The 24,109-nt window shown below is 64.8% G+C and carries 16 protein-coding genes; 11 read left to right on the top strand and 5 right to left on the bottom strand.

From position 1 onward, the window contains the following. Nucleotides 1-270 precede the first annotated feature (270 nt). The 8 genes from CAG00_RS25600 (at nucleotide 271) to CAG00_RS25565 (ending at nucleotide 15,423) form a co-directional block, all read left to right on the top strand. Complete coding sequence (locus CAG00_RS25600) at nucleotides 271-1,467, top strand: amino acid aminotransferase (protein ID WP_063915003.1); 1,197 nt, start codon at nucleotides 271-273, stop codon at nucleotides 1,465-1,467. A 294-nt stretch (nucleotides 1,468-1,761) separates the two neighbouring features. After that, a complete protein-coding gene (locus CAG00_RS25595) occupies nucleotides 1,762-3,042 on the top strand; it encodes a serine/threonine transporter (RefSeq protein ID WP_085665644.1) in 1,281 nt (426 codons plus the stop codon). 166 nt (nucleotides 3,043-3,208) lie between these two features. Continuing rightward, nucleotides 3,209-3,709, top strand: a complete 501-nt coding sequence (tpx, locus tag CAG00_RS25590; RefSeq protein WP_025338839.1) for a thiol peroxidase — start codon at nucleotides 3,209-3,211, stop codon at nucleotides 3,707-3,709. Between the two features lie 342 nt (nucleotides 3,710-4,051). Next, the gene (locus tag CAG00_RS25585) at nucleotides 4,052-5,374 is read left to right on the top strand and encodes an MdtA/MuxA family multidrug efflux RND transporter periplasmic adaptor subunit (protein ID WP_085665643.1); all 1,323 of its coding nucleotides are present in this window, start codon (nucleotides 4,052-4,054) and stop codon (nucleotides 5,372-5,374) included. Next, complete coding sequence (locus tag CAG00_RS25580; protein ID WP_085665642.1) at nucleotides 5,371-8,469, top strand: MdtB/MuxB family multidrug efflux RND transporter permease subunit; 3,099 nt, start codon at nucleotides 5,371-5,373, stop codon at nucleotides 8,467-8,469. The genes CAG00_RS25585 and CAG00_RS25580 overlap by 4 nt, the downstream gene beginning before the upstream one ends. Beyond that, nucleotides 8,466-11,573: an efflux RND transporter permease subunit gene (locus CAG00_RS25575; protein ID WP_085665641.1), complete on the top strand. Its 3,108-nt coding sequence runs from the start codon at nucleotides 8,466-8,468 to the stop codon at nucleotides 11,571-11,573. Before CAG00_RS25580 ends, CAG00_RS25575 begins: the two co-directional genes overlap by 4 nt. Further along, complete coding sequence (locus tag CAG00_RS25570; RefSeq protein ID WP_085665640.1) at nucleotides 11,570-13,057, top strand: efflux transporter outer membrane subunit; 1,488 nt, start codon at nucleotides 11,570-11,572, stop codon at nucleotides 13,055-13,057. Before CAG00_RS25575 ends, CAG00_RS25570 begins: the two co-directional genes overlap by 4 nt. A 275-nt stretch (nucleotides 13,058-13,332) precedes the next feature. Beyond that, complete coding sequence (locus CAG00_RS25565; protein WP_085665639.1) at nucleotides 13,333-15,423, top strand: bifunctional diguanylate cyclase/phosphodiesterase; 2,091 nt, start codon at nucleotides 13,333-13,335, stop codon at nucleotides 15,421-15,423. Here the strand turns inward: CAG00_RS25565 and CAG00_RS25560 are convergent. Together CAG00_RS25560 and CAG00_RS25555 are read right to left on the bottom strand one after the other, a co-directional pair. Further along, entirely contained in the window at nucleotides 15,420-15,680 is a 261-nt protein-coding gene (locus tag CAG00_RS25560; protein ID WP_085665638.1) for a DUF1652 domain-containing protein, read from the bottom strand. The genes CAG00_RS25565 and CAG00_RS25560 overlap by 4 nt on opposite strands. Before the next feature lie 274 nt (nucleotides 15,681-15,954). Continuing rightward, nucleotides 15,955-16,602: a DUF1345 domain-containing protein gene (locus tag CAG00_RS25555; protein ID WP_085665637.1), complete on the bottom strand. Its 648-nt coding sequence runs from the start codon at nucleotides 16,600-16,602 to the stop codon at nucleotides 15,955-15,957. A gap of 301 nt (nucleotides 16,603-16,903) precedes the next feature. On the opposite strand from CAG00_RS25555, the gene pgm reads away from it, so the two are divergent. Further along, nucleotides 16,904-18,541 (top strand): phosphoglucomutase (alpha-D-glucose-1,6-bisphosphate-dependent), encoded by a 1,638-nt coding sequence (gene pgm, locus CAG00_RS25550; protein WP_085665636.1) that lies wholly within the window; start codon nucleotides 16,904-16,906, stop codon nucleotides 18,539-18,541. A gap of 228 nt (nucleotides 18,542-18,769) precedes the next feature. Here pgm and CAG00_RS25545 read toward each other — a convergent pair whose 3' ends face one another. After that, entirely contained in the window at nucleotides 18,770-19,186 is a 417-nt protein-coding gene (locus CAG00_RS25545) for a RidA family protein (protein ID WP_025338851.1), read from the bottom strand. Next, the gene (locus tag CAG00_RS25540) at nucleotides 19,186-20,505 is read right to left on the bottom strand and encodes an NAD(P)/FAD-dependent oxidoreductase (RefSeq protein WP_025338852.1); all 1,320 of its coding nucleotides are present in this window, start codon (nucleotides 20,503-20,505) and stop codon (nucleotides 19,186-19,188) included. Before CAG00_RS25540 ends, CAG00_RS25545 begins: the two co-directional genes overlap by 1 nt. A gap of 304 nt (nucleotides 20,506-20,809) precedes the next feature. Here CAG00_RS25540 and CAG00_RS25535 point away from each other — a divergent pair, with 304 nt between their 5' ends. Beyond that, a complete protein-coding gene (locus tag CAG00_RS25535; protein ID WP_013972966.1) occupies nucleotides 20,810-21,487 on the top strand; it encodes a DUF1028 domain-containing protein in 678 nt (225 codons plus the stop codon). Next, nucleotides 21,480-22,640: an acetylornithine deacetylase gene (gene argE, locus CAG00_RS25530; RefSeq protein WP_085665635.1), complete on the top strand. Its 1,161-nt coding sequence runs from the start codon at nucleotides 21,480-21,482 to the stop codon at nucleotides 22,638-22,640. The genes CAG00_RS25535 and argE overlap by 8 nt, the downstream gene beginning before the upstream one ends. A 122-nt stretch (nucleotides 22,641-22,762) precedes the next feature. Here the strand turns inward: argE and CAG00_RS25525 are convergent, their stop codons facing one another. Then, nucleotides 22,763-24,031, bottom strand: coding sequence for a carbohydrate porin (locus CAG00_RS25525; RefSeq protein WP_085665634.1), 1,269 nt, complete (start codon nucleotides 24,029-24,031; stop codon nucleotides 22,763-22,765). Nucleotides 24,032-24,109: the final 78 nt, after the last annotated feature.

Here is a 24,109-nt window from a genome sequence, read left to right as displayed (position 1 = left end):
TAGGTAAGCGGTGATAGCCGTGAGCTTGAACTGCTCTGTGTATTTACCCATAGATCCCCCAAGGGTTGGATTGGTGTCCAACTTCTTGGGGGCAGTCCATACCTGTGGGAGCTGGCTTGCCGGCGATGAGGCCCTCACTGCCTGCGCCAATCCTCAGCCATGCAATGTTGCATAGACAACCTTGCACAATAGTTGATGTTCCTGAGCCCGCACTCCGGGTATGCTCAGGGCTGCCTTTTCGAACTGTCCTGATCCAAGGAGCTGCACGCTGTGTTCAAACATGTCGATGCCTATGCCGGCGACCCGATCCTCTCGTTGATGGAAACCTTCAAGGCCGACCCGCGCGCCGACAAGGTCAACCTGAGTATCGGCCTGTACTACGATGAGGCCGGCGTGGTGCCGCAACTGGCGGCTGTGGATGCGGTGGAAAAACGCATCGCCGGCCAGGACCACGAAGCCTCGCTGTACCTGCCGATGGAAGGCCTGGCCAGCTACCGCCAGGCGATCCAGGCACTGCTGTTCGGTGCCGATCACCCAGCCGTGACCGGCGGGCGCGTGGCCACCGTGCAGACCGTGGGCGGTTCCGGCGCCCTCAAGGTCGGTGCCGACTTCCTCAAGCGCTACTTCCCGCAGTCCGAAGTCTGGGTCAGCAACCCGACCTGGGACAACCACCGCGCCATCTTCGAAGGCGCCGGCTTCAAGGTGCACACCTACCCGTACTTCGACCAGGCCACCCGTGGCGTGGACTTCGACGGCATGCTGGCCACCCTGCAGACCCTGCCGGCCAACAGCGTGGTGCTGCTGCACCCGTGCTGCCACAACCCCACCGGCGCCGACCTGGAACAGCACCAGTGGCAACAGGTGGTTGAAGTGGTCAAGGCACGCCAACTGATCCCGTTCCTCGACATCGCCTACCAGGGCTTCGCCGAAGGCCTGGTGGAAGACGCCTACGCCATCCGTGAAATGGCCCGCGCCGGCGTGCCGTGCCTGGTCAGCAACTCGTTCTCGAAGATCTTCTCGCTGTACGGCGAGCGTGTCGGCGGCCTGTCGGTGGTCTGCGACGATGACGCCACTGCCCAGAGCGTGCTCGGCCAGCTCAAGGCTACCGTGCGCCGCAACTACTCCAGCCCGCCCAACTTCGGCGCCCAGCTGGTCGCTGGCGTGCTCAGCGATGCCGCCCTCAATGCCCAGTGGGCCGAGGAAGTCGAAGTGATGCGCAAACGTATCCTCGACATGCGCCAGGCGCTGGTCGATGCCCTGGCCGTGCTGCTGCCAGGCCAGGACTTCCAATTCTTCCTGCGCCAGCGCGGCATGTTCAGCTACACCGGCTTCAGCGTCGAGCAGGTGCGCCGCCTGCGTGACGAGTTCGGCGTGTACCTGATCGACAGCGGCCGCGTATGCATGTCCGGCCTGCGCCCGGCCAACCTGCAACGGGTTGCCGAAGCCTTCGCCGCCGTCCAGAAGTAACACCGCACGGGGCCGCTTTGCGGCCCTTTCGCCGGCAAGCCGGCTCCCACAGAGATAGCGCAAGGCTCAAGCACTGCGCGGTCGGTGTGGGAGCCGGCTTGCCGGCGATCAGGCTGCAGCAGCCTCTGGTTGCAATCCGCTTGTAAAGACAAGTGCAACCGCTCCTCGGAAAAGGGCTTCGCAAGTGCAACCTTTCCGTGCACAATCGCGCTCCCTTTTTCGGTTGAGTTGGGCGAAACGTCTATTTCGCCATTCTCAGCCTGTTGCAGTCTTGCGAGTGGAGCTTCACCCGGAATGAATGAGCAGGCCCCAAGCGTTGAACAACGCTTTGCAGAATCGACCCCCGCCACCCTCGGCAGCTGGTCGCGTCACGACACCACCTGGATGCTGGGCCTGTTCGGCACAGCGATCGGCGCCGGAACCCTGTTCCTGCCGATCAACGCCGGCCTTGGCGGCTTCTGGCCGTTGCTGATCCTGGCCATACTGGCCTTCCCGATGACCTATTTCGCTCACCGCGGGCTGACCCGTTTCGTCCTTTCCGGGCGCAATGACGGCGATATCACCGAAGTGGTCAAGGAACACTTCGGTATTACCGCCGGCGCCTCGATCACCGTGCTGTACTTCTTCGCGATCTTCCCGATCCTGCTTATCTATAGCGTGGCGCTGACCAACACCGTGTCCAGCTTCATGGAGCACCAGCTGCACATGGAGCCGCCGCCACGGGCCATCCTGTCGTTCGTGCTGATCCTCGGCCTGCTGGCCATCGTGCGCTGCGGGGAGCAGGCCACGGTCAAGGTCATGAGCCTGCTGGTCTACCCGTTCATCGTCGCCCTGGCGTTGCTGGGCCTGTACCTGGTGCCGCACTGGACCGGTGGCATTCTCGACAGCGCCACCCAGGTGCCACCGGCCTCGGCCTTCCTGCACACCCTGTGGCTGGCGATTCCGGTGATGGTGTTCTCGTTCAACCACTCGCCGATCATCTCCGCCTTTGCCGTCGACCAGAAGCGCCGCTACGGCGAGCATGCCGATGAGCGTAGCGGCCAGATCCTGCGCCGTGCCCACCTGCTGATGGTGGTGATGGTGCTGTTCTTCGTGTTCAGCTGCGTGCTCACCCTGAGCAGCGCCCAGCTGGCCGAGGCCAAGGCGCAGAACCTGTCGATCCTGTCGTACCTGGCCAACCACTTCAGCAACCCGACCATCGCGTTCGCCGCACCGCTGATCGCCTTCGTGGCCATCGCCAAGTCGTTCCTCGGCCACTACATCGGCGCCAGCGAAGGCCTGAAGGGCATCATCACCAAAGCTGGTGCTCGCCCGAGCGCCAAGGTCCTGGACCGCGTGGTCGCCGCGCTGATGCTGGTGGTGTGCTGGATCGTCGCCACCCTCAACCCAAGCATCCTCGGCATGATCGAGTCGCTCGGTGGCCCGATCCTCGCGGTGCTGCTGTTCCTGATGCCGATGTACGCCATTCGCCGCGTGCCATCCATGCGCAAGTACAGCGGTGCTGCCTCCAACGTGTTCGTGGTGGTAGTCGGCCTGGTTGCGCTGACCTCGGTGGTATACGGCCTGCTGGGCTGATACGCCATCTGCAACAGTAATGCCCGGGTCGCTTGTTGCCACCCGGGCATTTTTTTGTCCACAAGAATTGTCCGGCAACAGAACAATTTCACCTGCCCCCATAGGCACCCGGCCGCCTTCATGCTTAACTCAGTGTCCTTTTCAAACCCCGCATAAGGATTTCGTCATGGCTCAAGTGACTCTCAAAGGCAACCCGGTTCAGGTCAACGGCGAACTGCCGAAAACCGGCGCCCAGGCTCCGGCTTTCTCCCTGGTAGGTGAAGGCCTGGCTGACAAGTCGCTGAAAGACTACGCCGGCAAGCGCAAGGTGCTGAACATCTTCCCGAGCGTCGACACCCCGACCTGCGCTACCTCCGTGCGCAAGTTCAACGCCCAGGCCAACGATGTGGCCAACACCGTGGTGCTGTGCATCTCCGCCGACCTGCCGTTCGCCCAGGCACGCTTCTGCGGCGCCGAAGGCCTGGACAACGTGAAGAACCTGTCGACCCTGCGTGGCCGCGAGTTCCTCGAAAACTACGGCGTGGCCATTGCCGATGGCCCGCTGGCCGGCCTGGCTGCCCGTGCCGTGGTGGTGCTGGACGAAAACGACAAGGTGCTGCACAGCGAGCTGGTTGGTGAAATTGCTGATGAGCCGAACTACGACGCAGCACTGGCTGTGCTGAAGTAAGGGTTGTGGGGTAGGTCGGCTGAGTCCTGTGCCGGCCTCTTCGCGGGTAAACCCGCTCCCACAGGTACGGCACAGGTTTCAAAAGCTGTGATATCCCTGTGGGAGCGGGTTTGCCCGCGAAGGGGCCGGCACAGGCAACCGAAACCTTTCAGCCCGCCACCGCTCCAAGCAACACCCTGAAAACGGCCCGGAACGCGTTCCGGGCCGTTTTCATTTAAAGTTCAACCCCTTGGCAACGTCAGGCAAAGGTAAACCTCTGGTAAAGGCGCTTTGCTAAAACGATGCCAGTGCTTATCGTTCATCCTCCCCAAGTCGTCATTCCGAACAAGGTTCGTTCAACCCATGCAAGCGTCCAATTCCCGTTCCCCTCGTCGCTGGCTCGTAGGCCTGCTGATCCTGCTGCTGGTGGCTGCACTGGCCTGGTGGCTGTGGCCCGCAGCGGCACCTGCGCCTAAAGAAGCCGGTGGCGGGCGCGGTGGCAAGGGCATGGGCATGATGGGCGGTCGCCCGGGCTTCGGCGGCTCCAGCGACCCGGTGCCGGTGCGCGTCGAGCCGGTGCGGGTGGGCGACTTCCCGCTGTACTACAAGGCCCTGGGCACCGTCACCGCGACCAACACCGTCAACGTGCGCAGCCGCGTGGCTGGCGAGCTGGTCAAGATCCACTTCAAGGAAGGCCAGCAGGTCAAGGCCGGCGACCTGCTCGCCGAGATCGACCCGCGCTCGTACCGCATCGCCCTGCAACAGGCCGAAGGCACCCTGGCGCAGAACCAGGCGCAGCTGAAGAACGCCCAGGTCGACCTGGCCCGCTATAAAGGCCTGTACGCCGAAGACAGCATCGCCAAGCAAACCCTCGACACCGCCGAAGCGCAGGTGGCGCAGTTCCAGGGGCTGGTGAAGACCAACCAGGCGCAGGTCAACGACGCCCGCCTGAACCTCGATTTCACCCAGATCCGCGCGCCGATCAATGGCCGCGTGGGCCTGCGCCAGCTCGACCTGGGCAACCTGGTGGCCGCCAACGACACCACCGCGCTGGTGGTGATCACCCAGACCGAGCCGATCAGCGTTGCCTTCACCCTGCCGGAAACCGAGTTGAGCACCGTGCTGGAACGCTACCGCAGCGGCGCCAGCCTGCCGGTCGAAGCCTGGGACCGCAGTGACAGCAAGCTGCAGTCCACCGGCGTGCTGGGCAGCATCGACAACCAGATCGACACCACCACCGGCACCCTCAAGTTCAAGGGCCGCTTCGAGAACAAGGACCTGGCTCTGTTCCCCAACCAGTTCGTCAACGTGCGCCTGCTGGCCGACACCCTCAAGCAGGTGACCATGGCTCCGGCGGCGGCCATCCAGTTCGGCAATGACGGCTCCTTCGCCTACGTGGTCAATGACCAGAACACGGTCAACATCCGCAAGCTCAAGGTCGGCGCCAGCGACGGCGAGAACAGCGTCATTCTCGAGGGCCTGAAGGCCGGCGACCGCCTGGTGCTGGAAGGCACCGACCGCCTGCGCGAAGGCACCAAGGTGGAAGTGGTCGAAGACAGCTCGCAAGTGCCGACCACCCCGGGCCAGCACCTGCAAGGCCAAGAGGCCAAGGGTTCGGCAAGCACTGGTGATGTGCAGCCCGGTAAAGCACAGCCTGGTAGCGCAGCAGGCAAGGCGGGCGCATGAACCTCTCGCGTCTGTTCATCCTGCGGCCGGTTGCCACCACGCTGAGCATGCTGGCCATCGTCCTGGCCGGCCTGATCGCCTACAAGCTGCTGCCGGTTTCCGCCTTGCCGCAGGTGGATTACCCGACCATCCGGGTCATGACCCTGTACCCCGGTGCCAGCCCGCAGGTCATGACCAGCGCCGTTACCGCGCCGCTGGAACGCCAGTTCGGCCAGATGCCGGGCCTGGAGCAGATGGCTTCGACCAGCTCCGGCGGCGCCTCGGTGCTGACCCTGCGCTTCAACCTCGACATGAACATGGACGTTGCCGAGCAACAGGTGCAGGCCGCGATCAACGCTGCCAGCAACCTGCTGCCCAGCGACCTGCCGGCGCCGCCGGTGTATAACAAGGTCAACCCGGCCGACACCCCGGTGCTGACCCTGGCCATCTCCAGCAAGACCATGCCGCTGCCCAAGCTCAACGACCTGGTCGATACCCGCGTGGCCCAGAAGCTCGCGCAGATCAGCGGTGTGGGCATGGTCAGCATCGCCGGCGGCCAGCGCCAGGCAGTGCGGATCAAGGTCAACGTCGATGCCCTGGCCGCCAACGGTCTGAACCTGGAGGATGTACGCACCCTGATCGGCGCCTCCAACGTCAACCAGCCCAAGGGCAACTTCGACGGCCCGACCCGGGTGTCGATGCTCGATGCCAACGACCAGCTGCGCTCCCCTGAGGAATACGCCAACCTGATCCTGGCCTACAACAACGGTGCACCGCTGCGCCTGAAGGACGTCGCGGAAATCGTCGACGGCGCGGAGAACGAGCGCCTGGCTGCCTGGGCCAATGAAAACCATGCGGTGCTGTTGAACATCCAGCGCCAGCCGGGCGCCAACGTCATCGAAGTGGTCGACCGCATCAAGGCCCTGCTGCCGCCGATCACCGACAACCTGCCGGCCGGCCTCGATGTTTCGGTGCTCACCGACCGCACCCAGACCATCCGCGCCGCGGTCAAGGACGTGCAGCACGAACTGCTGATCGCCATCGCCCTGGTTGTAATGGTCACGTTCGTCTTCCTGCGCCGTTTCAGTGCCACCCTCATTCCGTCGATCGCCGTGCCATTGTCGCTGATCGGCACCTTCGGCGTGATGTACCTGGCCGGCTTCTCGGTCAACAACCTGACGCTGATGGCCCTGACCATCGCCACCGGTTTCGTGGTCGACGACGCCATCGTCATGCTGGAGAACATCTCCCGGCACATCGAGGAGGGCGAGACGCCCATGCAGGCTGCGCTCAAGGGCGCCCGGCAAATCGGCTTCACCTTGATCTCGCTGACCTTCTCGCTGATTGCGGTACTGATCCCGCTGCTGTTCATGGCCGATGTGGTCGGCCGCCTGTTCCGCGAGTTCGCCATTACCCTGGCGGTGGCCATCCTGATTTCCCTGGTGGTATCGCTGACCCTCACGCCGATGATGTGCGCGCGCCTGCTCAAGCGCGAGCCCAAGGAAGAGGAACAGGGCCGGTTCTACCGCGCCAGTGGCGCCTGGATCGACTGGCTGATCAGGCACTACGGCAGCGCCCTGCAGTGGGTACTCAAGCGCCAGCCGCTGACGCTGCTGGTGGCCGTGGCCAGCCTGGCGCTCACCGTATTCCTGTACATGGTGGTGCCCAAGGGCTTCTTCCCGGTGCAGGACACCGGGGTGATCCAGGGCATTTCCGAAGCGCCGCAGTCCACCTCGTTCGCCGCCATGAGCGAACGTCAGCAAGCCCTGAGCAAGGTGATCCTGCAGGACCCTGCAGTGCAGAGCCTGTCGTCCTACATCGGTGTCGATGGCGACAACGCCACGCTCAACAGCGGCCGCCTGCTGATCAACCTCAAGCCCCATGGCGAGCGTGATGTCACGGCCAGCGAAGTGATCAACCGCCTGCAGCCGCAAGTCGACCGGCTGGTGGGTATCCGCCTGTTCATGCAGCCGGTGCAGGACCTGAGCATCGAAGACCGGGTCAGCCGTACCCAGTACCAGTTCAGCCTGTCGTCGCCGGACGCCGACCTGCTGGCACAGTGGAGCGGCAAGCTGGTGCAGGCGCTGCAGCAGCGCCCGGAACTGGCCGACGTGGCCAGCGACCTGCAGGACAAGGGCTTGCAGGTGTACCTGGTGATCGACCGCGACATGGCCAGCCGCCTGGGCATCAGCGTGTCGCAGATCACCAACGCCCTGTACGACGCCTTCGGCCAGCGCCAGATCTCGACCATCTACACCCAGGCCAGCCAGTACCGCGTGGTGTTGCAGTCGCAGGATGCGGCGGTGATCGGCCCGCAGGCGCTGGAGTCGATCCACGTCAAGGCCACCGATGGCGGCCAGGTGCGCCTGTCGGCGCTGGCGCGCATCGAGCAGCGCCAGGCCCAGCTGGCCATTTCCCACATCGGCCAGTTCCCGGCGGTGACCCTGTCGTTCAACCTGGCCCACGGCGCTTCGCTGGGCGAGGCGGTGCAGGTGATCGAGCAGGTGCAGAAGGACATCGGCATGCCGCTGGGCGTGCAAACCCGCTTCCAGGGCGCGGCGGAGGCCTTCCAGGCATCGCTGTCGAGCACCTTGCTGTTGATCCTGGCGGCGGTGGTGACCATGTACATCGTGCTGGGCGTGCTGTACGAAAGCTACATCCACCCGGTGACCATTCTTTCGACCCTGCCGTCGGCAGCGGTCGGCGCCTTGCTGGCCTTGCTCATCAGCGGCAACGACCTGGGCATGATCGCCATCATCGGCATCATCCTGCTGATCGGCATCGTCAAGAAGAACGCGATCATGATGATCGATTTCGCCCTCGAGGCCGAGCGCCAGCAGGGCATGAGCCCGCGCGATGCCATCTACCAGGCGGCGCTGCTGCGCTTCCGGCCGATCCTGATGACCACCCTGGCCGCGCTGTTCGGCGCCGTGCCGCTGATGCTCGCCACCGGTTCCGGCGCCGAGTTGCGCCAGCCGCTGGGCCTGGTGATGGTCGGCGGGCTGCTGGTCAGCCAGGTGCTGACGTTGTTCACCACCCCGGTCATCTACCTGTACTTCGACCGCCTGGCCCGCCGCTGGCGCCCGGCCACTGACGTGAAGCAGGCCGAGGCATGAACCTGTCCGGTCCTTTCATCCGTCGCCCGGTGGCGACCATGCTGTTGAGCCTGGCGATCATGCTGCTGGGCGGGGTCAGCTTCGGCCTGCTGCCGGTGGCGCCGCTGCCACAGATGGACTTCCCGGTGATCGTGGTGTCGGCCAACCTGTCCGGCGCCAGCCCGGAAGTGATGGCCTCCACCGTGGCCACGCCGCTGGAGCGCAAGCTGGGCAGCATTGCCGGGGTGACCACCCTGACCAGCAGCTCCAACCAGGGCTCCACACGGGTGATCATCGGCTTCGAGATGGGCCGCGACATCGACGGTGCGGCGCGCGAGGTGCAGGCGGCGATCAACGCCACCCGCAACCTGCTGCCCAGCGGTATGCGCAGCATGCCCACCTACAAGAAGATCAACCCGTCGCAGGCACCGATCATGGTGCTGTCGCTGACTTCGGACGTGCTGCAGAAGGGCCAGCTGTACGACCTGGCCGACACCATCCTGTCGCAGAGCCTGGCCCAGGTGCCCGGGGTAGGGGAGGTGCAGATCGGCGGCAGTTCGTTGCCGGCGGTGCGCATTGCCGTGGAGCCGCAATTGCTCAACCAGTACGGCCTGTCGCTGGATGAAGTGCGCACTGCGGTGTCCAACGCCAACCAGCGCCGGCCGATGGGCTTTGTCGAGGATTCCGAGCGCAACTGGCAGGTGCGTGCCAATGACCAGCTGGAAAGCGCCAAGGACTACGAGCCCGTGGTGATCCGCCAGCAGAACGGCACCATCCTGCGCCTGTCCGACGTGGCGACCATCACCGACGGCGTCGAGAACCGCTACAACAGCGGCTTCTTCAATGACCAGAGCGCGGTGCTGCTGGTGGTCAACCGCCAGACCGGCGCCAACATCATCGAAACGGTCGACCAGATCAAGGCGCAGCTGCCGGCCCTGCAATCGCTGCTGCCGGCCAGCGTGCAACTGAACGTGGCCATGGACCGCTCGCCAGTGATCAAGGCAACCCTCAAGGAAGCCGAGCACACCCTGCTGATCGCCGTGGTGCTGGTGATCCTGGTGGTCTACCTGTTCCTCGGCAGCCTGCGGGCCTCGCTGATCCCCAGCCTGGCGGTGCCGGTGTCACTGGTGGGCACCTTCGCAGTCATGTACCTGTGCGGGTTCTCGCTCAACAACCTGTCGCTGATGGCGCTTATTCTTGCCACCGGCCTGGTGGTAGACGACGCCATCGTGGTGCTGGAGAACATCTCCCGGCACATCGAGGACGGCCAACCGCCGATGAAGGCGGCCTTCCTGGGTGCCAAGGAAGTGGGTTTCACCTTGCTGTCGATGAACGTGTCGCTGGTGGCGGTGTTCGTCTCCATCCTGTTCATGGGCGGCATCGTGCGCAACCTGTTCCAGGAGTTCTCCATCACCCTGGCGGCGGCGATCATCGTGTCGCTGGTGGTGTCGCTGACCCTCACGCCGATGCTGTGCGCCCGCTGGCTCAAGCCGCACCAGGCCGAGCAGAACCGCCTGCAGCGCTGGAGCGACCAGCTGCACCAGCGCATGGTCGATGCCTATGACCGCAGCCTGGGCTGGGCCTTGCGCCACAAGCGCCTGACGCTGATCAGCCTGCTGGCCACCATCGGTATCAACATCGCCCTGTACGTGGTGGTGCCCAAGACGCTGATGCCGCAGCAGGACACCGGCCAGCTGATGGGCTTCATCCGTGGCGACGACGGCCTGTCGTTCAGCGTGATGCAGCCGAAAATGGAAATCTACCGCCGCGCCTTGCTGGCCGACCCGGCAGTGCAGAGCGTTGCCGGCTTCATCGGCGGCAACAGCGGCACCAACAACGCCATGGTGCTGGTGCGCCTGAAACCGATCAACGAGCGCAAGATCGACGCGCAGAAGGTGATCGAGCGCCTGCGCAAGGAAATGCCCAAGGTACCCGGCGGGCGCCTGTTCCTGATGGCCGACCAGGACCTGCAACTGGGCGGCGGGGGGCGCGACCAGACCTCTTCGCAGTACCTGTACTCCCTGCAGAGCGGTGACCTGACGGCCCTGCGCGAATGGTTCCCGAAAGTGGTGGCGGCGCTGCGTGCACTGCCGCAACTGACTGCCATCGACGCCCGCGACGGTGCCGGCACCCAGCAGGTGACCCTGGTGGTCGACCGCGACCAGGCCAAGCGCCTGGGCATCGACATGGACATGGTCACCACGGTGCTGAACAACGCCTACAGCCAGCGGCAGATCTCCACCATCTACGACAGCCTCAACCAGTACCAGGTAGTGCTGGAGATCAACCCGAAGTACGCCTGGGACCCGAGCACCCTCGAGCAGGTACAGGTGATTACCGCCGACGGTGCCCGCGTACCGCTGTCGAGCATCGCCCACTACGAGAACAGCCTGGCCAACGACCGGGTCAGCCACGAAGGCCAGTTCGCCGCCGAAAGCATCGCCTTCGACGTCGCCGAAGGCTACAGCCCCGACCAGGCCATGGCGGCGCTGGAGCGTGCGGTGGCCAAGCTGGGCTTGCCCGAGGAAGTGATCGCCAAGCTTGGTGGTACCGCCGATGCCTTCGCCAAGACCCAGGAAGGCCAGCCGCTGATGATCCTTGGCGCGCTGGTGCTGGTCTACCTGGTGCTGGGCATCCTCTACGAAAGCTACATTCACCCGCTGACCATCCTCTCGACACTGCCCTCGGCCGGCGTCGGTGCCTTGCTGGCGCTGTACGTCACCGGCGGCGAGTTCAGCCTGATCTCGCTGCTGGGGCTGTTCCTGCTGATCGGCGTGGTGAAGAAGAACGCCATCCTGATGATCGACCTGGCCTTGCAGCTGGAGCGCCACCAGGGCCTGACACCGGAAGAGTCGATCCGTCGGGCCTGCCTGCTGCGCCTGCGGCCGATCCTGATGACGACCCTGGCGGCCATCCTCGGTGCCTTGCCGCTGCTGCTGAGCCGCGCCGAAGGCGCGGAAATGCGCCAGCCACTGGGCCTGACCATCATTGGCGGCCTGGTGTTCAGCCAGATCCTCACCCTTTACACGACACCGGTGGTCTACCTGTACCTGGACCGCCTGCGTCACCGTTTCAACCGTTGGCGTGGCGTGCGCACCGACGCCGCCCTGGAAACCCCGCTATGACTTTTGCCCAGACCCCACTTCACCGCGCCCTGCAGACGCTGACCCGCGGGCGTGGCTCGCGCCTGCTCGGCGCCGGGTTGTGCGTCGCCTTGCTCAGCGCCTGCACCCTGAGCCCGGACTACCACCGCCCGGAGCTGAGCAGCACGGCGCAGTTCAAGCATGCCGAAGGCTGGACCCAGGCCACGCCGTCCGATGCCATCGCCCGCGGCGCCTGGTGGGAAATCTACGGCGATGCCGGGCTCAATGCGCTGGTCGAAGAGCTCAACCGCAGCAACCAGACCGTAGCGCAATCGGAGGCCCAGTACCGCCAGGCCCAGGCGCTGGTGCGCAGCAGCCGGGCGGCATTGTTCCCTAGCCTGGACCTGAGCGTCGGCAAGAACCGTTCGGCCCAGGGCACCGGTAGCTCCAGCTCGAGCTTGTCCAACAACAGCAGCGGCATTCGCAACACCTACAACGCCCAGCTCGGCGTCAGCTGGGAAATCGACCTGTGGGGCAAACTGCGCGAAACCCTCAATGCCAACGAAGCCAGTGCCGAAGCCAGCCTGGCCGACCTGGCCTCGATCCGCCTCAGCCAGCAGTCGGAACTGGTGCAGAACTACCTGCAGTTGCGGGTGATCGACGAGCAGAAGCGCCTGTTGGAAGCCACCGTGGCAGCTTATGAGCGTTCCCTGCGGATGAACGAAAACCAGTACCGCGCCGGCGTCGCCGGCCCGGATGCGGTGGCCCAGGCGCGTACCCAGCTCAAGAGCACCCAGGCCGACCTGATCGACCTGATCTGGCAGCGCGCGCAGTTCGAGAACGCCATTGCCGTGTTGCTGGGCAAGGCCCCGGCGGACTTCGCCCTGGCCGACAGCAAGGCCATTCCGGCGCTGCCGCAAATTCCGGTGGCATTGCCTTCGCAGTTGCTGGAGCGACGCCCGGACATCGCTGCGGCCGAGCGCAACGTGATGGCTGCCAACGCCAACATCGGCGTGTCGCGGGCGGCGTATTTCCCGGACCTGAGCCTGAGCATGAGTGGCGGTTACTCCAGCAGCAGCTTCAGCAACTGGATCGAACTGCCCAACCGCTACTGGTCCGTAGGCCCGCAGCTGGCGCTGACCTTGTTCGACGCCGGCAAGCGCAGTGCCGAGGTGGACCGCACGGTGGCGGTATATGACCAGACCGTGGCGCAGTACCGCCAGACCGTGCTCGACGGCTTCAAGGAAGTGGAAAACCTGCTGGTGCAGTTGAAGGTGTATGGCGATGAGGCGGTGGTGCGCCAGGAGGCACTGGATGCCGCTCGCGAGTCGCTGCGCCTGACCGAGAACCAGTACCGCGCCGGGCTGATCGGCTACCTGGATGTGGTCAACGTGCAGACCACGGCGCTGAGCAACGAGCGCAGTGTGTTGAACCTGCTGCAGGGGCGGCTGGTGGCAAGCGTGCAGCTGGTTGCCGCGCTGGGTGGTGGTTGGGATGCGGAACAGGCGTTTGCCGAGCAGGACTGAAATATTGGCAGTGCTTTGTGGGAGCGGCCTTGTGTCGCGAAAGGGCCGCAAAGCGGCCCCAGGTTCTCGGCACAATGGCTGATATTGCTGGGGCTGCTTCGCAGCCCTTTCGCGACACAAGGCCGCTCCCACAAAAGAGAGTGCATTCCTGCGAGGCCGTATAGCGTCTTCCATTTGGATCCATTCCCATTCGCAAAAACCCCGTGCGTTTCGCCTAAGCTTGAGTACAATCGTCAGCTTTTTCCGGGCCTCCCGTCCCGTCGCTGGAACTCCCAATGCTGACCGGTAGCTACTCCTCTTCGCTGGTGTTGATTTCGCTGTGCGTGGCAATCCTGGCGTCCTATACCGCCCTTGACCTGACCGGCCGCATCGCCACGGCCAAAGGCCGGGCTGCCTGCCTGTGGATGGGGGGTGGCGCGCTGGCCATGGGCATCGGCGTGTGGTCGATGCACTTCATCGGCATGCTCGCCTTCAGCCTACCCATCGATCTGGGCTACGACCTTGCCCTGACCGCGTTCTCGCTGCTGATTGCCGTGTTGTCCTCGGGCTTTGCCTTGTGGCTGGTCAGCCAGCCGAGCCTGCCGTGGCAGCAGCTGGCGCTTGGCGCGCTGATCATGGGCGCCGGCATCGCCTGCATGCACTACACCGGCATGGCCGCGCTGCGCATGCTGCCGGGCATCGACTATGACCCGACGCTGTTCGGGGCCTCGCTGCTGATTGCCGTGGGCGCCTCGGCAGCGGCGTTGTGGATCGCCTTCCGTCTGCGCGCGCACACCCCTTATGTGCGGCAGATTCGCGGCCTGGCGGCGGTGGTGATGGGCTTTGCCATCGTCGGCATGCACTACACCGGCATGGCCGCGGCGAATTTCCCTGAAGGCAGCTTCTGCGGTGCGCTGGCCGGGGGAGGCCTGCAAGGCGACGGCCTGGTCTACCTGGTGCTGATCACCACCCTGGCGGTACTGGCGGTGGCCTTGCTCACCTCGGTGCTGGACGCCCGCCTGGAGGCACGCACCGCCGAGCTGGCCCGTTCGCTGACCCTGGCCAACCAGGAACTGACCCAGCTGGCCCTGCACGACACCCTCACCGACCTGCCCAACCGTACTTTGCTGGCCGACCGCATCGAGCAGGCCATCGCCAAGGTAGCGGAGCAGGGCGGCTGCTTTGCCCTGATGTTCATCGACCTGGACGGTTTCAAGCCCGTCAACGATGCCTTCGGCCACCACGTCGGCGACTTGCTGCTCAAGGCGGTGGCGACACGCCTGCGCGGGCACCTGCACAGCCAGGACACGTTGGCGCGCATCGGCGGCGACGAATTCGTGCTGCTGGTGCAGCTGCGCGAGCCGAACGATGCCATGGATGTGGCGGTCAAGCAGGTCAACCTGGTATCACGGCCGTTCCGCGTGGCCGAGCATGACCTGCAGCTGACAGCGAGCCTGGGCATCGTCCTGTACCCGGGCAATGGCCAGGACCAGCACGAGCTGTTGCGCAATGCCGACGCCGCCATGTACCACGCCAAGAGCGCCGGCAAGAATGGCTACAGCTTCTTCGACGTGTCGATGAACAGCAACGCCCGCCAGCAATTGCAGCTACTGCAGGACCTGCGCCAGGCCCTGGAGCAGCGTCAGTTCCGCCTGCACTACCAGCCCAAGTTCGACGCTCAGAATTGCCAGCCGATCGGTGCCGAGGCCTTGCTGCGCTGGGAGCACCCGCAGCAGGGCCTGTTGCTGCCCGACCGTTTCATCGGCCTGGCGGAAAAGACCGGCCTGATCATTCCCATTGGCGAATGGGTGCTCATCGAGGCCTGCCGGCAGATGCGCCAGTGGCTGGACCAGGGGCACCACGGCTGGCGCATGGCGGTGAACCTGTCGGCCATCCAGTTCTGCCATGCCGGGCTGGTCGAGAGCGTGGCCCGGGCCCTGCAGCAGAACAGCCTGCCGGCCAACTGCCTGACCCTGGAAATTACCGAAACCACCGCCATGCACGACGCCGATGCCAGCCTGACGGTGCTGCAGCGGCTGTCCGACATGGGCGTGGACCTGTCCATCGATGACTTTGGCACCGGCTATTCCAGCCTGATGTACCTCAAGCGCCTGCCGGCCAACGAGCTGAAGATCGACCGCGGTTTCGTGCGCGACCTGGAGCAGGACAGCGACGATGCGGCGATCGTTTCGGCAATTGTGGCGCTGGGCCAGGCGCTGGGCCTGCGCATCGTCGCCGAAGGAGTCGAGACTGACAGGCAGCAGGACTTCCTGACCCGCTTGGGCTGCGATTCGCTGCAAGGCTACCTGCTGGGCCAGCCGGTGCCGGCCGAGCAGTTCATGGGCAAGTTGCAGGCCATGCGCCAGGAAAGTACCGCAGCGGGCTAGACCGCGTCGCGCAGGGGGAAGGCGGGCATGAAGGTATCCATCTCCGCCTCGACGGCCTCGATGATGCGCTCTACATCGGCGGCGGCCATGATCGCCGAGCAGGGGATGCCGGCAATCGCCAGCAGGGTTTCGCCGGTGGCGCGGTCGAACAGCCGCGCGACCATGCTGCGCGGCGCATCCATGCTGGCTTCGAAGCCCAGCGGGTGGAAATGCCAGCGCATCACCTGGCAGGCGTTGGGGAACGTCATCTTGTTCATGCCAGCCTCCTTGTCCGTACCTGGACGTGGTGAGCGGGTGGCCACATCGATGCGGCCGCCGGGAAAGTAACCATAGCACCTGTCACGGAGTATTCTCGGCTGCAAATACGACAAATGTGCTAATGCATGACAGCGGTCACATCCTTGTCATGCAGGGCATTTGGCGCAGGGCCGCAAGGCAAACGTTTTCCCGGCACGTTGACGGCAGATAACCCGCCAGGTTCTGCCACTTTGATCGACATTCCCGCACGATGTTTTCGGACGAGCGGTGCGATCAGCCGAGCAGCCCGGCAGCGATGTTGATGGTGAACCCCAGGATCGCGGTATTGAAAACGAACCCCACCAGCGAATGCGCCAGCACCACCCGCCGCAGGTCCCGCCCGGCAACGCCCACATCGGAGGTTTGCACGGCCATGCTGATGGTGAACGAGAAGTAGTGAAAGTCCCAGTAATCGGGGTTGCGTTCGCCATCGGTGAAGCGCAGCGGCGGTTCGTGGTTTTGTCCGGTATAGAACAGCCGCGCGTAGTGCAGGCTGAAAATGCAGCCGATCAGCAGCCAGGAGCCGGCCACGGTCAGGCCGGTATAGAGGTAGTGCAGGGCCAGCGCCGTGCCTTGCAGGCCACGGCTGGATACCAGTTGCAAGGTGACGGCGGCGAGGCTGGCGATGGCGGCGATGCACACGGTAAGCAGGACCAGGCCGGCGTTTTCGTCTTCGACGCGGGCGATCTTGCGTACCTTTTCCGCATTGGCGCTCCAGCTCAGGTAGAGCACCAGCAGCAGGTATAGCCACACGCCAAGGTTCCAGCCGGCGAGGATGTGCTGAACGCTGTCGCCGGCAGGGATCAGCCAGGCGCCGAGCAGGCCGACCACAGTGGCGATGCTCAGGCGCGGGTGGGTGTGGGTCAGGCGGTGGAAAGCCATGGGGCCTCTTTTGCGGGGTGCATGGCTTCTACTCTAGACCGTCATGAGGCAGATGAGCGGCATGCGCGGTCCATGTAGGAGCGGCCTTGTGTCGCGAAAGGGCCGCAAAGCGGCCCCGACAATTCCTGGAGGCGCGAAGATCCTGGGGGCGCTTCGCACCCCTATCGCGACACAAGGCCGCTCCTACAAAAAGCGGGCTGCGTGGCCTGATGTTTCTTTGCTGCCGCCCATCGCGCGGCATTGCAACTCTCAGTAAACTGCACGCTCCAACACCAACATCCGTTGAACTCGAGGTTTCTGCATGACGCTCAGTCCTTTGGCAGGCAAGCCGGCTCCGGCCAGCGTGCTGGTCGATATTCCCCGACTGCTCACCGCCTACTACACCGGCCGCCCCGACGCTGCCGTGGCGGCCCAGCGGGTGGCCTTCGGCACCTCGGGGCACCGGGGCACTTCGCTTGAATTGAGTTTCAACGAGTACCACGTCCTGGCCATTACCCAGGCCATTTGCCTGTATCGCCAGGAGAAGGGCATCGATGGTCCGCTGTTCATCGGCGCCGACACCCACGCACTGTCGGCACCGGCTACTGCCAGCGCCCTGGAAGTGCTGGCGGCCAATGGCGTGCAGGTAATGCTGTCCAAGGACGACGAATACACGCCGACGCCGGCTGTTTCCCATGCCATCCTCTGCCATAACCGTGGCCGCCAGCAGGGCCTGGCCGACGGCATCGTCATCACCCCGTCGCACAACCCGCCGCAGAGTGGTGGCTTCAAATACAACCCGCCCAATGGCGGCCCGGCCGACAGCGACGTGACCAAGTGGATCGAGGCCAAGGCCAACGAACTGCTGGCCGCTGACCTGGCGGGCGTCAAGCGCATGGACCATGCCCAGGCGCTGCAGGCCTCCACCACCCAGCGCCACGACTACGTGAGCAACTACGTGGCCGACCTGGAAAACGTCATCGACTTCGACGTCATTCACGGCGCCAAGCTGCGCCTGGGCGTCGACCCGCTGGGCGGGGCAGGGGTGCGCTACTGGTCGGCGATTGCCGAGCATTACCAGTTGGACCTGGAAGTGGTGAACACCGAGGTCGACCCGACCTTCCGCTTCATGACCGTCGACTGGGACGGCCAGATCCGCATGGACCCGTCCTCGCCCTATGCCATGCAGGGCCTGATCGGCCTGCGCGAACGTTTCGACGTGGCCTTCGCCTGCGACCCGGACCACGACCGCCATGGCATCGTCACCCCCGATGGCCTGCTGCAGCCGAACAACTACCTGGCCGTGGCCATCGACTACCTGTACCGCCACCGCCCGCAATGGCGCAGCGATGCCGCCGTCGGCAAGACCGTGGTCTCCAGCGGCCTGATCGACCGCGTCACCCAGCGCCTGGGCCGTGAGCTGTACGAAGTGCCGGTGGGCTTCAAGTTCTTCGCCCAGGGCCTGTTCGACGGCACGTTGGGCTTTGGTGGCGAGGAAAGCGCGGGGGCTTCGTTCCTGCGCCGCGATGGCTCGGTCTGGGCCACCGACAAGGACGGGCTGATCCCGGCCTTGCTGGCTGCCGAGATGACTGCCCGCACCGGGCGCAACCCGAGCCAGGCCTACGCCGACCTGACCGAGGCGCTGGGCAAGCCGTTTGCCACCCGTGTCGAAGCCAAGGCCGATGCCCGGCAAAAGGCTTTGCTGAGCAAGCTGGCGCCGGAGCAGGTGAAGTCGACCGAGCTGGCGGGTGAGCCGATCGTGCAGATCCTCAGCCATGCACCGGGCAACGGCCAGGCGATCGGTGGGCTGAAGGTGATGACCGCCAATGGCTGGTTCGCCGCACGCCCTTCGGGCACCGAGGACATCTACAAGATCTACGCCGAAAGCTTCATCGACGAGGCGCACCTGCAGCGCCTGGTGCAGGAAGCGCAGGTGCTGGTGGATGCGGCGATTGCCTGACAGGTAACAAACCGCTTGGTTCTGCGGCCACCGCAGGGCCTTCCTGCTGTCGGCGACAGTGGGTTTCTAGCCCATTTCAAAAGCTGGCGCGCTCCCTGTAGGAGCGGCCTTGTGTCGCGAAAGGGCCGCAACGCGGCCCCAGGATTGATGCGCAACAGTTGAAATTGCCGGGGCTGCTTTGCAGCCCTTTCGCGACACAAGGCCGCTCCTACAGGTTGGACCGATCGGTCAGACCGAATCAGGCACCACGGCGATCACATCGATCTCCATCAGCCACTCGGCCTGGGCCAACCCAGCCACCACCAGCCCGGTAGAAATCGGGAACACGCCCTTGAGCCACTTGCCTACCTCCTTGTACACCGGCTCGCGGAAGCGCGGGTCGGTGATGTAGGTGGTGGTCTTGACGATGTGCGACAGGTCCGAGCCGGCTTCTTCGAGCAGTTGCTTGACGTTCTTCATCGCCTGCTCGGCCTGCGCCCGTGGGTCACCCAGGCCCACCAGGTTGCCTTCGAAGTCGGTGCCGACCTGGCCGCGCACGTAGATGGTGTTGCCGGCGCGTACCGCCTGGCACAGGTCGTTGTCCAGGGTCTGGTTGGGGTAGGTGACCTTGGTGTTGAACATGCGGATGCGAGTATGGGTAGGCATCAGTGGGCTCCGAGGGTGCTGACGTTGCTGATCTTGGGTTGTTGCTGCTCGTCCGCTGCGCGTTGTTCGCGGTCGCGGTAGGCGGTATAGGTGCGTTGCGTGGCGATGTGGCCGGCGACGTGCTTGGCGTCGTGCCACACGCCCCAGATGAACGACGAGCCACGGCGCGACAGCCAGGGCAGGCCAAGGAAGTACACACCCGGCTCGCGGGCCACGCCGCGTTGGTGCTGGGGCTTGCCGTTGGCGTCGAAGGTGTCTACCTGCAGCCAGCTGAAGTCGACACCGTAACCGGTGGCCCAGATGATGCTGGTAACGCCGGCCTTGGCCAGGTCCAGTTGCTGCAGCGGGTTGCGCATGCACTCCGGGTCGGCCAGGCGTTTGCGGGCTTCGGGCTCTTCCGGCAGGTCCAGGCCGTTGCGTTCGATGTAGGCATCGGCGGCATCCAGCAGGGCCAGGTAGTTTTCGTCGCCGCGGTTGATGTTCTCGACCAGGTTGTCCTGGAAGCGCGCCACGCCGTTCTCGAACGACTGGGTCAGGCCGACCAGGGTCATGCCCTGGTGGGCGAGGGCGCGGAAGTCCACGGTGTGGCCGCCACGGGCGCCACTGACGGCAATGGTCACGTGCTCGCGGCCAGGCTTGGCGATTTCCGCATCCCACTCACCCAGCACGCCCAGCCACCAGCAGAAGTCGCGGTTGCGGTAAGCGCGTGGCGGGCGATCGTGGGCACCGACCGAGAGGTACACCTGGCGCCCGGCACGCATCAGTTCTTCGGCGATCTGCACGCCCGAGGAACCGGCGCCGACCACCAGCACAGCGCCTTCTGGCAACTGCTCGGGGTTGTAATAGGCAGCGGAGTGGATCTGGTGCAGGTTGCTGTCTTTCGGCGCGATGGCCGGGATCACCGGTTTCTGGAACGGGCCAGTGGCGGCGACCACGCGGTTGGCGCGAATCACGCCTTCATTGGTTTCGATGGTAAAACCGGGGCGGTCGCTGTTGCGCAGCACTTTCTTCACTTCGATGCCGGTGCGTACGGGCAGGTTGTACTTGCGTACGTACTGCTCGAAGTAGTCGGCCACCTGGTCCTTGCCGGCGAAGGCGTCGGCGTCGAGGTTGAATTCCAGCCCCGGGAAGCGGTCGTGCCAGACCGGGCCGTTGGCCACCAGCGAGTCCCAGCGGCCGGTGCGCCAGGCCTCGGCGATACGCTTGCGCTCCAGCACCAGGTGCGGCACGCCAAGCTTGCTCAGGTGTTCGCTCATGGCCACGCCGGCCTGGCCGGCGCCGACGACGAGGGTGTCGATTTCGAGGTTGTTCAGTGTCATGTCCGAGCCCTTGTTCAGGCGGTTTTTGTCAGGTCGGTTTGGAGGACCGCCGTTGCCTGGGGCCAGACTAGGGATGCCGTGGAAATGGCGAAAATAGTATTTAGCTGGGGCTTGCCGATAAAACGGCGAAGGCCTTGATTGCTGCCGCCTGCAGCGGTACCCGCAGCAGCTTTGCCGGGGTTTTTCCGGAACGTTTCGTGGTCATAGTTTTTTCCTCTGCAAACCCTCGGAAAAAGGTCGTTTCGCCGGCCGAAAGGTTCCACCCAGAATGCCGTGTATCGCACAGCACAACAGGAACCATGACATGACTTTTTCCATCATCGGTCGTTGCCAGGAAACCGGCCAGGTCGGTATCGCCATCAGCTCTTCGAGCATCGCCGTGGGCGCCCGCTGCCCCTGGGTGCGTGCCGGTGTGGGTGCGGTCGCCACCCAGAACATCACCTTGCCGGCGCTGGGCCCGCAGATTCTCGATGCCCTGGAACAGGGCCAGTTGCCGCCTGCCGCTGCGCTGGACCGGGTGCTGAGCGCCAATGGCTGGAGCGAGTACCGCCAGCTCACGGTGATCGACAGCCATGGCCAGGTGGCGCTGTTCACTGGCAAGGAAGCCCTGGGCACACACCACGCCGTGGCCGGTGAGCAATGTGCGGCGGCAGGCAACCTGTTGGCCTCGACCCAGGTGATCGAGGCGATGGTGCAGGCCTTTGAACAAGCCGGCGGGCATCTGGCCGACCGCCTGCTGGCGGCCATGCACGCGGCGATGGCCGCAGGCGGCGAGGCGGGGCCTGTGCACTCGGCGGCGTTGAAGATTGCCGGCGAGCTGACCTGGCCGCTGGTGGACCTGCGCGTGGACTGGGCCGAGGCCGACCCGATCGGCGTGCTCGATGGCCTGTGGCAGGCGTATCGGCCGCAGATGCAGGACTACGTCACCCGCGCCCTCAACCCGACTGCCGCGCCAAGCTACGGGGTGCCGGGCGATGAGTGAATTTGCCAGCCGCGCGCTGCTGGCCAGGCTGATCGGCTTTGCCACCGTCAGCCGGGATTCCAACCTCGAACTGATCAGCTTCATCCGCGACTACCTGGCCGAGCTGGGGGTGGAAAGCGAACTGTTCCATAACCCGGAAGGCACCAAGGCCAACTTGTTCGCCACCATCGGCCCCCGGGACGTTGGCGGCGTGGTGCTGTCCGGGCATACCGATGTGGTGCCGGTGGACGGCCAGGCCTGGACAGTCGAGCCGTTTGCCCTGAGTGAGCGCGACGGGCGCCTGTATGGGCGCGGCACGGCCGACATGAAGGGCTTCATCGCTTCGGTGCTGGCGGCTGTACCGGCGTTTCTCGCCCAGCCGTTGCGCATGCCGGTGCACCTGGCGTTCTCCTACGACGAGGAAGTCGGCTGCCTGGGGGTGCGCTCGATGCTGGCTGCGCTGGATCAGCGCCCGCACAAGCCACGGCTGTGCCTGATTGGCGAACCCACCGAACTCAAGCCGGTGCTGGGGCACAAGGGCAAACTGGCGATGCGTTGCCAGGTACATGGCGCGGCCTGCCACTCGGCGTACGCACCGTATGGGGTGAATGCCATCGAGTATGCGGCGAAGCTGATTGGCAAGCTGGGTGATATCGGTGATGCCCTGGCGTTGCCGGAGCATCACGACGAGCGCTTCGACCCACCGTTCTCCACTGTGCAGACTGGTGTGATCAAAGGGGGCAGGGCGCTGAACATCGTGCCGGCAGAATGCGAATTCGATTTCGAAGTGCGGGCCTTGCCGGGGTTCGAGGCGCAGGCAGTGGCCGACCAGTTGCAAACCTATGCCGAGGCCGAATTGCTGCCGCGCATGCGCAAGGTCAATGCGGCCAGCGCCATTCACCTGCAGCCGTTGAGTGCGTATCCGGGGCTGGCCACGCCAGCGGATAGCGAGGCGGCTGGCCTGGTGGCGTTGCTTAGTGGTTCGGATGAGTTCGGTACGGTGGCGTTTGGTACCGAAGGAGGGCTGTTCGACCAGGCGGGCATCCCGACTGTGGTGTGTGGGCCTGGGAGCATGGACCAGGGGCACAAGCCGGATGAGTTCGTCAGCGTCGAGCAGTTGCGGGGGTGTGATGCCATGTTGCTGAGGCTGGTGGATTACCTCAGGCAGGGTTGATTGCGCTGGCTTCTTCGCGGGTGAACCCGCTCCCACAGGATCTCGTCAGTCTCAAGGGCTGTGCAGTACCTGTGGGAGCGGGCGTGCCCGCGAAGGGCTGCAAAGCAGCCCCAATCAAGGTTTCAGAAGGTAGCCTTGACCTGCAGGCCAACCACCAGCGCGTTGTCGATGTCCTTCCCGTAGAACGCGCCCGGCTCGATGATGTACTGCACATCCGGGCGCAGGTTCAGCCACGGCGTGGCCTGGTAGCCATAGCTCAGCTCGATCAACTGCTCGGCGCTGTCGATATCGGGGAACTGCTGCCCGGCATTGAACGCGGCATCTTCCAGCACGTCGCGGCTACGCGGGTTGGGCACGGCACGGCCATAGCCCAGCGCCACGGTATCCTTCGGGCGGCCTGCGAACGGCTTGTACAGCACCACGCCGGCGCCATACCACTTGGTGAACGGCGAGGCGGCCTTGCTCGACGCCGAGTACTGGCCGAAGGCATGCAGGCTGCGGCCCGGCAAGCCCTGGTCGTTCCACACGGCCTGGTCGACCAGGAGATAGTGGCCGCCACGGCCGGACACTTCCTCGTCGCTGCCGATGCGCTTCACATCGGAGCTGTCGTAGTAGTAGCCCAGTTTGTACTCGCCAGGCAGCTCGCCCTGCAGCTTGTACACCAGCTCTACCGGTACCACGGTGCCGGTGGTGTGCTTGGGGCCCAGGTGCCAGGCGCGGCTGGAGTTGCCGTTGCTTTCCGGGTCGACGTTGAACGCCGCCACACGCAGCTGCCAGGACGGCGACAGGTCGTACTTCACCCGCACGCCCAGGTGGGCATTGGGGTAATTGGTCCAGCCACTGCCGCCAGACATGTTAAGCGGGTGGCCGCAGAAGCCGGCGTTCATGAAGTTGCACAGGATGCCACTGTCCAGGCCGCCGAGGTCGTTGCCCATGGCCATGTAGCCGAGCTTGACGTTGAGTGCCGGGGTGAACAGGGTGCGCTCGTAGCTCAGTTCGGTCAGGCGGGTGTACAGGCCGCCGAAGTTTTCCTGGATCGGCAGGCGGTTGCCCACCAGGTCTTCCGAGGCGCTGTTGCCGCGGCGGTCGTTGATGGTCAGCTGGACCTTGCCGCCGTTGTCCAGGCCATACAGTTTCGACAGGTCGAACTGCACGCCCAGTTTCAGGTTTTGCGAGTAGCGCGCCGAGCGGTGCAGGCCACCGTGGGCGTTGTAGGCGGTTTCGCCGCTGTAGTCGCCGGTGAACTTGACGCCGTCTTCTTCCAGCTGGTGACGCAGGCCGCCCCAGTCACCGGTCAGGGTGCTGCGGGTCATCAGGTCGCCGTCGGCCAGGGCGGTGCTGCTGGCCAGGGCCAGCAGCAGGGTGGGGGTGATGCGAATTGCGGATGGCATTGCTGAATCTCTGGTTGTTTTTCAGGGCCTCATCGCCGGCAAGCCAGCTCCCACAGGTCTGCGCTGCCTTTGCAGGTG

This window comes from Pseudomonas sp. B5(2017), from assembly GCF_002112825.1.
In the GTDB taxonomy this organism is placed as follows: Bacteria; Pseudomonadota; Gammaproteobacteria; order Pseudomonadales; family Pseudomonadaceae; genus Aquipseudomonas; species Aquipseudomonas putida_Z.
Note: the sequence above shows the minus strand (reverse complement) of the source record. Positions and strands in the feature narration are given on the sequence as shown.

Bases quoted from the DNA above. Each gene is read 5' to 3' on its own strand.
- CAG00_RS25595 (WP_085665644.1), top strand. From the start codon at position 1,762: ATGAATGAGCAGGCCCCAAGCGTTGAACAACGCTTTGCAGAATCGACC.
- tpx (WP_025338839.1), top strand. From the start codon at position 3,209: ATGGCTCAAGTGACTCTCAAAGGCAACCCGGTTCAGGTCAACGGCGAA.
- CAG00_RS25585 (WP_085665643.1), top strand. From the start codon at position 4,052: ATGCAAGCGTCCAATTCCCGTTCCCCTCGTCGCTGGCTCGTAGGCCTG.
- CAG00_RS25580 (WP_085665642.1), top strand. From the start codon at position 5,371: ATGAACCTCTCGCGTCTGTTCATCCTGCGGCCGGTTGCCACCACGCTG.
- CAG00_RS25575 (WP_085665641.1), top strand. From the start codon at position 8,466: ATGAACCTGTCCGGTCCTTTCATCCGTCGCCCGGTGGCGACCATGCTG.
- CAG00_RS25570 (WP_085665640.1), top strand. From the start codon at position 11,570: ATGACTTTTGCCCAGACCCCACTTCACCGCGCCCTGCAGACGCTGACC.
- CAG00_RS25565 (WP_085665639.1), top strand. From the start codon at position 13,333: ATGCTGACCGGTAGCTACTCCTCTTCGCTGGTGTTGATTTCGCTGTGC.
- CAG00_RS25560 (WP_085665638.1), bottom strand. From the start codon at position 15,680: ATGAACAAGATGACGTTCCCCAACGCCTGCCAGGTGATGCGCTGGCAT.
- CAG00_RS25555 (WP_085665637.1), bottom strand. From the start codon at position 16,602: ATGGCTTTCCACCGCCTGACCCACACCCACCCGCGCCTGAGCATCGCC.
- pgm (WP_085665636.1), top strand. From the start codon at position 16,904: ATGACGCTCAGTCCTTTGGCAGGCAAGCCGGCTCCGGCCAGCGTGCTG.
- CAG00_RS25545 (WP_025338851.1), bottom strand. From the start codon at position 19,186: ATGCCTACCCATACTCGCATCCGCATGTTCAACACCAAGGTCACCTAC.
- CAG00_RS25540 (WP_025338852.1), bottom strand. From the start codon at position 20,505: ATGACACTGAACAACCTCGAAATCGACACCCTCGTCGTCGGCGCCGGC.
- CAG00_RS25535 (WP_013972966.1), top strand. From the start codon at position 20,810: ATGACTTTTTCCATCATCGGTCGTTGCCAGGAAACCGGCCAGGTCGGT.
- argE (WP_085665635.1), top strand. From the start codon at position 21,480: ATGAGTGAATTTGCCAGCCGCGCGCTGCTGGCCAGGCTGATCGGCTTT.
- CAG00_RS25525 (WP_085665634.1), bottom strand. From the start codon at position 24,031: ATGCCATCCGCAATTCGCATCACCCCCACCCTGCTGCTGGCCCTGGCC.